The 9,207-nt window shown below is 40.6% G+C and carries 6 protein-coding genes; 4 read left to right on the top strand and 2 right to left on the bottom strand.

Going from position 1 to position 9,207, the window contains the following annotated elements:
• Positions 1 to 163 precede the first annotated feature (163 nt).
• The 3 genes from ACWIB3_RS13795 (at position 164) to ACWIB3_RS13785 (ending at position 2,918) form a co-directional block, all read left to right on the top strand.
• The gene (locus tag ACWIB3_RS13795; RefSeq protein ID WP_237219504.1) at positions 164 to 508 is read left to right on the top strand and encodes a hypothetical protein; all 345 of its coding nucleotides are present in this window, start codon (positions 164 to 166) and stop codon (positions 506 to 508) included.
• A gap of 109 nt (positions 509 to 617) precedes the next feature.
• Positions 618 to 2,198 (top strand): SulP family inorganic anion transporter, encoded by a 1,581-nt coding sequence (locus ACWIB3_RS13790; RefSeq protein ID WP_313189471.1) that lies wholly within the window; start codon positions 618 to 620, stop codon positions 2,196 to 2,198.
• A 72-nt stretch (positions 2,199 to 2,270) separates the two neighbouring features.
• Complete coding sequence (locus ACWIB3_RS13785) at positions 2,271 to 2,918, top strand: carbonic anhydrase (protein ID WP_313189472.1); 648 nt, start codon at positions 2,271 to 2,273, stop codon at positions 2,916 to 2,918.
• A gap of 84 nt (positions 2,919 to 3,002) precedes the next feature.
• Here the strand turns inward: ACWIB3_RS13785 and ACWIB3_RS13780 are convergent, their stop codons facing one another.
• Positions 3,003 to 4,277 carry an FAD-dependent oxidoreductase gene (locus tag ACWIB3_RS13780; protein ID WP_313189473.1) on the bottom strand — a complete coding sequence of 425 codons (1,275 nt, stop codon included), beginning with the start codon at positions 4,275 to 4,277 and terminating at the stop codon, positions 3,003 to 3,005.
• A 93-nt stretch (positions 4,278 to 4,370) separates the two neighbouring features.
• On the opposite strand from ACWIB3_RS13780, the gene ACWIB3_RS13775 reads away from it, so the two are divergent.
• Positions 4,371 to 6,041 carry a glutamine--tRNA ligase/YqeY domain fusion protein gene (locus ACWIB3_RS13775; RefSeq protein ID WP_313511882.1) on the top strand — a complete coding sequence of 557 codons (1,671 nt, stop codon included), beginning with the start codon at positions 4,371 to 4,373 and terminating at the stop codon, positions 6,039 to 6,041.
• A 65-nt stretch (positions 6,042 to 6,106) separates the two neighbouring features.
• On the opposite strand, the gene ACWIB3_RS13770 is transcribed toward ACWIB3_RS13775, so the two are convergent.
• Positions 6,107 to 9,115 carry a glycosyltransferase family 117 protein gene (locus ACWIB3_RS13770; protein ID WP_313189475.1) on the bottom strand — a complete coding sequence of 1,003 codons (3,009 nt, stop codon included), beginning with the start codon at positions 9,113 to 9,115 and terminating at the stop codon, positions 6,107 to 6,109.
• Positions 9,116 to 9,207 lie beyond the last annotated feature (92 nt).

The following is a 9,207-nucleotide window of genomic DNA, read 5'->3' as shown; positions in this document are numbered from 1 at the left end:
TTATTATTCAAATTAAGATTTTAAACAAAATTATGTTAACACAATATTAAGAATTCAGATTAAAGAGGTGACTTTTGTAATTTTTTCATAATAAAATTTCAAAAAAGAAACTATTTTAAAATTTAATTTTATTTTTGTTGCAGAAATGATTATTAAGACCCACATGTTTACAAAGGCATATAGAATATTGGCAGCAAAACTTTGCTTCTTTATCTTCTTCACGAAGATGCTGATTTCTATTACCCCTATGTTTGTGGATGTACTGGATAAAGGTACTGTCTTACAAGTAGTCATGCAGCTTGAGATTGAAAACACCGCAAAAGGAACTAACAGCAACAATGAAGACCTGCACGAAACAGGCATCAAGATCTTTAGACCTGGTGATATCGACTTCATGCTTTTCAACCCAACCGTAGAAAATAGCGCTGGTATTAAACACTACCTGAAAAACGAGAAGAGTATCTGTGCCTACCATGCCTCCGTACCCACCCCACCTCCTAATTGTTAATTCAATATCCTAAGGGTATACCCTGTTCTGACCTCATTAGATCGACGTCTTAATAGGTATACTGAATCAAATTATCATTTATTGAATTAAAAATTTAAAACGTAGGTTTATGTTTGGTACACGTACGTCCGCTTTTTTGAAATTATCAAAAAGGGACTTAAAATATGACTTCCCAGCTAGTATTGTAGTATTTTTAGTGGCTTTGCCATTATGTCTGGGAATTGCAATGGCGTCTGGAGCGCCTCTATTTGCCGGTATATTGACCGGTATCATCGGTGGTATTGTTGTAGCATCGATTTCAGGATCACCCTTGTCTGTGAGTGGTCCAGCAGCAGGATTAACTGTTATTGTATTAGGTGCCATTGAAAAATTGGGCGCTTATGAAACCTTTATTTTGGCCGTACTTATTGCAGGTGCCATCCAATTGATCCTCGGGATCATTAAGGCAGGAATGATAGGAAACTACTTTCCATCTTCTGTCATCTTGGGCATGTTGGCCGCAATCGGTATCACCATTATATTGAAACAGATCCCTTTAGCATTTGGATTATCGGAAACTAATGCATTCGATTTTGAAAATGGTGGCGGAATTACTGCCTTTACAAACACAGTGATCTCAAATGTCAATTGGGGAGCCACCATTATTTGTTTCCTTTCATTGGCCGTATTGATCTTTTGGCCTAATATCAAGAAGTTGAACAAAGTCCCTGCACCGCTTATCGTCGTTTTATTAGGTGTAGGCTTAGGTTTTGCCTTCCAAGGTACCTCCTTCGCATTGAGCCAAGGACATTTTGTGAATATCCCAGTGGTATCTTCATTTGCTGAATTCCAAGGACTTTTCATTTTCCCGGATTTCACCCAGATCTTCAATAAAGAAGTTTGGATTGTAGCCTTTACCATTGCGATCATCGCAAGTTTGGAAACCTTGTTGAGTATTGAGGCCGTAGATAAACTGGACCCATTGAAACGTAATTCACCAACGAACCGCGAGCTGATCGCTCAAGGTATTGGTAATATTACAAGTGGTTTCTTGGGTGGTCTACCGATGACTTCAGTAATCGTACGTTCATCAGCAAATGCGAATGCAGGTGGTAAGACCAGACAATCGTCAATCTTGCATGGTGTTTGGTTATTGCTAGCTTTATTGGCCATCCCTAGTATGATCAACTTGATTCCTTTGGCAGGTTTGGCAGCAATTCTATTGCATACAGGTTATAAACTGGCAAAACCAGCCTTGTTCAAGCAAATGTTGATAAAAGGTTTGGATCAATTTATTCCTTTCGTAGTTACGGTTGTTGCTGTTGTGTTTACCGATCTATTGACCGGTGTAGGAATTGGTATCTTGGTGGCGACTTTCTATATCCTACGTGCAAACATGCACAATGCATACCACCTGAACATCAAATCTACCGATCATTCAGAAAACGAAACCGCTGTCATCACTTTGGCAGAAGAGGTAACTTTCTTGAACAAAGCACCGATTCAACAAAAACTTTACAATCTTCCTAAGAGTGTAAAATCAATCATCATTGATGGTCAGAAAAGTAAGTTTATTGACAAGGATGTCATTGATGTCATTAAGGATTTCGAGCAAAATGCCATTAGCAAAGGCCTGGAAATTGAGTTGAACGATGTTACGTATAAAAGAAACGGCATCGCCAAAAAACAAAAACTTAAAAAAGTAGTTTAAATAATTTAAAATAATTGCAGAAACTTGTAAGGTCTTTCATTAGACCTTACAAATAAATAAAATCACATAATAATGGGACAAAAAGAATTAGAAACAGGATTTACTCAGATTTTAGAAGGAAACAAAGACTGGATGGACTTCGTAGCGAAGGATTCATCAGGCAGATTTCAACAACTTTCTAAAGGCCAAAGTCCAGAAATCTTATGGATTGGATGCGCTGATAGTCGTGTTCCTGCGAATGAATTGACGGGAAAGAAGCCCGGTGAAGTATTTGTACACCGTAATATCGCCAATATGTGTGTCCATTCAGACATGAGCATGTTAGCTGTATTAGACTATGCGGTCAATGTATTAAAAGTAAAACATATCATCGTTGCTGGCCATTATGGCTGTGGTGGTGTTGCCGCTTCATTGAGTTCTCAACAATACGGTATTATCGACAACTGGTTGTGCCATATCAAAGATGTTTACCGTTTGCACGCTGCAGAGATTGATTCTATTGAAGATCAGGAAGAAAAAGCAAACAAACTGGTAGAATTGAACGTAAAGGAACAAGTATTCAACTTGACCTCTACCTCTATCGTGCAAAATGCATGGAAGAATGGTGCTGACTTAGCCATCCATGGCATGGTGATCAATATCGGAACCGGTCAATTGATTGACCTGAACACGACCTTTACCAATAATGAGGGTATGGGAACTGTTTTCGCATATGTATAAAATGCCCCTAGGACTATTACCATAGATTAGAAAAAGCCCTTCAACAAATTGTTGAAGGGCCTTTTTTATATATCAAGTTCTTTCCTATTTGACAAAGCTTCCATCTAAATTGATAGCTTTTGCAAATGAACTGGAAAAAAGATCGGCCACCACTGCAAATTGATCCCGGGTCACTTTATTCTCTGGTGAAAACTCCCCCTCAAACTTCAATTTGGTTTTCCAATCTTTCGCGATCTGTCTATCTACCTCATCACCTTTAAAGGCAATGAATTTGATCATGCCCAATAAATCTTTCCATGTCAGCTCGTCTTCACGGTAATTATCCAAGAACCATAATTGGCTACGGGTATAAATATCATTTAGGACAGGTTTGACATCACTAAATTTGACGATTTGGTCCCCATCAAAGATATACTTCCCTTCGACGTCCTTCCCTAAAAAGAAGCCGGTCAAATAACATTTTTGGATGGCAGCAAAATGAGGGTCTTTAACTTCCACATCCTGGTATGGGATCAATCTTGCCTTGAAAGCTAAAAGCTCTGCTTGTAGCTTTCGGATATCAATTTTCTTGCTATCGGTCTTGAAGAATGCTGTATAACCAGCTGTAGCACCAATGGCCTGCCCAAAGGAAGATCTGAACCCAATATTATCCGGAGATTTAGCCATGGACCTCAATCGCCCGATATCAAACAGGTTTTCTTTTTCAAAATCCAACAAATCTTTCAGGAAGACCACAGAAGAAGCTTTATCCAACTCCCCTACGGCCAAACTGGTCCTGCTGATTGCCAGACCCATATCCTTGGCCTGAGTATAGCCGCCTTGCAATGCCGAGTCCAATTTAAGTCCAGATGCCTTAACCAGGCCTGCATCTTCACTGGCATCTACTACCGACAGCACTTCAAATTTCTGTCTATTGGAAAGGATAATTTCCCAATTTCTTTTATTTCGGGTTACTTTAGATATGCTCTGTTCCTTAATGACGGTCAAGTTTGGCAATTCTCGCATATACTTGTCAATGGCATTCCTTGCCAATTGTGGATTAAAATCCTTCTTGACTACCTGGGCCAAGGAATCATCACGGGTCTTGCTGATAGCCATTTCCATCAGAATGCCCATCCATATCCCTCCATCCAAGTTTTTGTTGCCTTCAAATTGAAGGACCTCGGAAGTGATTTCCTCTGCCAAAATCGGCCTGTCCATCAGCATGACGGTCGGAACATTCGATCTGGCAGCCTGTATTGCAGCAGACAGGGCAGTAATGTCCGATCCATAAACGAACATCTTTGGTTTTGCCTTTTTTTGTGCACAAACCAGACAGGGAAATAGCAAACAAAGAAAGGTTAGGACTCTCAAATTCATAGTTCCATAATTTTAAATCGAAAATAAGCAAAATCAAACAAGTATTCGTTATGCTATTATCCATTATATCGTTGAAATAGCTAACTTTGCTACATGGTAGAAGAAGAAAAATCATTGAATTTTATTGAAGAGATTATCGAAGAGGATCTTCGTAATGGGAAAAATGATGGGCGTGTATTGACCCGTTTCCCTCCTGAGCCAAATGGCTATCTTCATATTGGGCATGCTAAGTCAATCTGTCTAAATTTTTCTTTAGCGCAGAAGTACAATGGCAAAACAAACCTACGTTTTGACGACACCAACCCTGTAACAGAGGATGTGGAATACGTAGATAGCATCAAAAAAGATATTCAATGGTTAGGATTCCAGTGGGCCGAGGAATTATACACCTCAGATTACTTTGATACACTTTACGACTTTGCGGTCGAATTGATCAAAAAGGAATTGGCCTATGTAGACGACAGCACTTCAGAAGAAATCGCTGCATCTAAGGGAACTCCTACCGTTCCAGGAACTCCGACCGTATACCGCAGCCGCTCTATCGAAGAAAACCTAAAACTTTTCGAAGAGATGCGCGATGGTAAATATAAAGATGGCGAAAAGGTATTGCGTGCCAAGGTGGACTTGGCGAGCCCTAATATGCACATGCGCGATCCGATCATTTATCGTATCAAACATGCCCACCACCACCGTACTGGTGACAAATGGTGCATCTATCCTATGTATGATTTTGCTCATGGACAATCTGATTCCATCGAAAAGATAACTCACTCGGTATGTACCTTGGAATTTATTCCGCACCGTCCATTATACGATTGGTTGATCAACAGTTTGGAGATTTTCCCATCTAAACAATATGAGTTTGCTCGATTGAACCTGAACTACACGGTGATGAGCAAGCGTAAATTGCTTCAATTGGTAAACGAAAAGTTCGTTGAAGGTTGGGACGATCCTAGGATGCCTACCATTTCAGGCCTACGTAGACGTGGATATACCCCTGAAAGTATCCGTAATTTCTGCGAACGCATCGGTATCCAAAAACGTGAAAACATGATCGATGTCAGCCTATTGGAGTTCTGTATCCGTGAGGACCTGAACAAAACAGCTTGGCGCAGAATGGCCGTATTGGACCCAATTAAATTAATCATCACAAATTATCCTGATGGAAAGGTTGAGGAACTACATGGCGAAAACAACCCAGAAGTTGAAGGTGGAGAGGGTAGCAGGGTAATCCCATTTTCTAAAGAACTATGGATCGAGCGTGAGGACTTTATGGAAGACGCTCCTAAGAAATTCTTTAGGTTAGGGCCAGGTCTTTCCGTGCGCTTGAAACACGGCTATATCGTAACCTGTACTGATTTCAAAAAAGATGAAAACGGTAATATTACGGAAGTGTACTGTGAATATGTTCCTAATTCTAAATCTGGTGAAGATACATCAGGCATGAAGGTAAAAGGAACCATTCACTGGGTTTCTATACCACATGCCAAAGAAGTGGAAGTACGTCTTTATGACCGTCTGTTCCAAGATGAGAATCCTGCTGCTGCCGAAGACTTCAAAGCTTCTATCAATCCAAATAGCCTACAGATCATTGAAAAAGCCTATGCTGAACCTGATCTGGCAAATGCTGAGCTTGGAAAAGGATATCAATTTATCCGCTTAGGTTATTTTAACCTTGATAGCAAGAATACAACTGAAGATAAACTTGTCTTCAACAGAACAGTAACATTGAAAGACTCTTGGGCTAAAGAGTCTAAAAAATAATCTGGTTTTAAGGCATAAAAAAAGGACAAGTAAATTTCTTGTCCTTTTTTTATGGCCCGATAGTTTTACAACCACACGGCCTTGTATTTCTTGTCCATTCGGGAGGCTTCAGCCATCAACCGTTCATCTCCCAATTCTTTCAAGATCGGAACATACTGGTCTAATGCCGCCAATCCCAACTGAATGGAAATGGAATCATACCCCCTTTTTGCTTTTTGATAGATTGCCAATTGATAGTCCAAATTTTCCTTAATGGCCTCCAATTGCCTACCCGCCAACATCTTTGCTCTATCGACTTCCTTTACCTTCAGCAAGGTGTCCACAAGTACAGTATTGTAGTAGGTCTGTCGCATGCTTTTGGTCTCCCTCGGTTGAAAATCATAGGCTTGCAAGGCCAATTCCCTTGCCTCATCTAACTTTCCTTGATTAACCAAGGCTTGCATACCATCTGTATAGACATTAGGGTAGATCCATCCCTCATAGTATTGGTTGGAATCAACATCGAAATGCTTCAACGTATTAATATTGGACCATTCAAATTTATGAATGGCATTATCGTAAATCTTATCTGCATTGATCAGTCCGTTGCCATTTGAAGACTGCCCCATATCTACAGGCATCAGTTTGCTGACCAAGCCCTCTGAAGCAAGGTATTTATCCATGCCCATGGAGATTGCCGGTGCACTCAAGGAGACAAAGTAAATTGGCCTTTCCCAATTGTTATTGACCAAAATGGACATCAAGCTTAAGTCTGCTCGGGTCACCAGATTTTCCTTGAGCTCCCATTGCATGTGCTCTGGGATAAACTGCTGCCATTCCGCTGGAATATTGGCATTTTTCAAGGCTTTCTCCTTATCTATCTTAAGTTGGAGCTTTTTCGTCGGCATCACATTTACAAAACTGCCATCACTTGTTTCCAGCTTGTTCCTATTATCGTCCGAAAGCATCACATCCAGCAATTGATCCACATCTGTATAGCCTTCAATTCCTAGGTCAACCACCTGAATCACGTCACGAACACCCTTTTTTACTTTATTAAAGTCGAATGCGATCGGCAAAGCCTTGGATTGATTGACACCCTCCATCGCCTGCTTTACATACCAATCCGAGCCTAGGTAGCCATAATTCAAGACCCTGACATCTGTCCGGATTCCCTCTACTTCCTGTAGATACCATAATGGGAAAGTGTCATTATCAGCATAGGTGAACAATATGGCATTGGGCTCACAGGAGTTCAAGGTATTCAAGGCCACTTCCCTCGTCATATGACGACCAGAACGGTCATGGTCGTCCCAATTCTCCTTGACCAACAATATAGGGCCAGCAAGCATAGCAAATCCAACGGCAGAATAGGTAATTGCCTTCATGGAAAGTTTGCTCCTTTTTTGCATAAAATCAATCAAACCCAGGACTCCTAAACCGATCCATATAGCAAATACATAAAACGAACCTGCATAGGAATAATCACGCTCTCGCGGCTGTAGCGGTGTTTGATTTAAATACAGCACAATAGCTAATCCAGTAAAGAAGAACAATAGACCAACAATGCTGGCGTCCCTTTTGCTTCGCTTTGCTTGCCAGATCAAGCCGGCAAATCCGAGCAGTAGGGGAAGGAAGAAGTAGGTATTCCTACTTGGATCTTCTTTCATACGATCAGAAATGGCATCCATTCCCGGCAAACGCAGTTCATCCAAAAAACCAATCCCTGAAATCCAATTGCCAGCAGTCAACTCGCCTTGGCTAGGTGTATCATTCTGTCTGCCCACGAAATTCCACATGAAATAACGGGAATACATATGACCTACCTGATAATTGAAAAAGAACTTCATATTATCCAGAAAGGTTGGATCCTCCCCATCTTGTAGATTCAAATATTGTTTATAGAATTCAGTATGCTTTTGGCTGTACAACCTCGGGAACAATACTTCCTTGTCGTATTTATAGCCTTTGACATTTTCATATTGCTCATATTGCTCGGTATCCTTCCTATAACCTACGGATTCCTTAACATCCGTTATTTTTGAATTGAAGGTCGGTCCCTTAAACAGGGGTTCAGATTGGTATTGTTCCCTGCTCAAATAGCCCAAAAAGGAATATGCATTATCAGGAGCATTATTGTTCAGTGTAATATTCGTTTGAGCACGGATTATTATCATACTAAAGGACGTGAACCCGAAAAAGACCAAACAAGTACCTAAAATCAAGAGATTTAGGATAGGCTTGTTCTTTCTGATCGAATACATAATGCCGAAAACCGCTGCTGAAACTAAGAGCAGGACAAACAGAACAATGCCTGAACCAAATGGCATACCCAATGTATTAACGAAGAAGAGATCAAATCCTGCTGCTATCTTTACAGAATATTGGATCACTCCCCAAAGAATAAAGGCTAAGGCGAGAACTCCCCAAGCAAAGGATTTAATTGCACCTTTCCAGGTCACCTGCTTAGACTTCCTGAAATAGATCAGGAGTGCTATGGCTGGAATCGTCAATAAATTCAACAGATGAACTCCGATGGATAGTCCCATCACATAGGCAATCAGCAATAGCCATTTATTGGAATCCGGTTCATCTGCCCTTCTCTCCCACTTCAACGCCAACCAAAATACAATGGCGGTACAAAGTGAAGACATGGCATAGACCTCTGACTCCACAGCAGAATACCAAAAGGAATCTGTAAAGGCATATGCCAGAGCTCCTACCGCTCCAGCAGCGAAAATCTGCAGATTTTGGAGGCTATTCCCTTCTGACTTTCCTAAAAGCAGTTTTCTTGCCAAGGCTGTAATGGTCCAAAACAAAAACATAATGGTCAAGGCTGAACAAAATGCCGAACCTAAATTCATCCAAAGTGCAATATGTTCCTTATTTCCAAGAGCAAGGTTTGAAAACAGGTTCTGAACCAAGAGAAACAAGGGTGCCCCAGGTTGATGTACAATTTCCAGCTTATCCGATGCCGCAATAAACTCACCGGTATCCCACCAACTGATGGATTGATCCACAGTGAATGCATACAATACAAACGCAATAACAGCACATAGCCAGCCGAGAAGATTGTTGATTTTGCTATAGTTCATAATAGTAGGTAATAAATGTGATTTAAATTTAAAAAAGAATTATCTCCCACATTTGTGATTAACATTATTTAACATGGAATACGGCTGCTCTC

This window comes from Sphingobacterium sp. NPDC055431 (genome assembly GCF_053644255.1).
This window is presented reverse-complemented; position numbering and strand designations above follow the sequence as displayed.

Coding starts and splice junctions, on each gene's coding strand:
- ACWIB3_RS13780 (WP_313189473.1), bottom strand. CDS start 4,277: ATGAATTTGAGAGTCCTAACCTTTCTTTGTTTGCTATTTCCCTGTCTG.
- ACWIB3_RS13775 (WP_313511882.1), top strand. CDS start 4,371: ATGGTAGAAGAAGAAAAATCATTGAATTTTATTGAAGAGATTATCGAA.
- ACWIB3_RS13790 (WP_313189471.1), top strand. CDS start 618: ATGTTTGGTACACGTACGTCCGCTTTTTTGAAATTATCAAAAAGGGAC.
- ACWIB3_RS13785 (WP_313189472.1), top strand. CDS start 2,271: ATGGGACAAAAAGAATTAGAAACAGGATTTACTCAGATTTTAGAAGGA.
- ACWIB3_RS13770 (WP_313189475.1), bottom strand. CDS start 9,115: ATGAACTATAGCAAAATCAACAATCTTCTCGGCTGGCTATGTGCTGTT.
- ACWIB3_RS13795 (WP_237219504.1), top strand. CDS start 164: ATGTTTACAAAGGCATATAGAATATTGGCAGCAAAACTTTGCTTCTTT.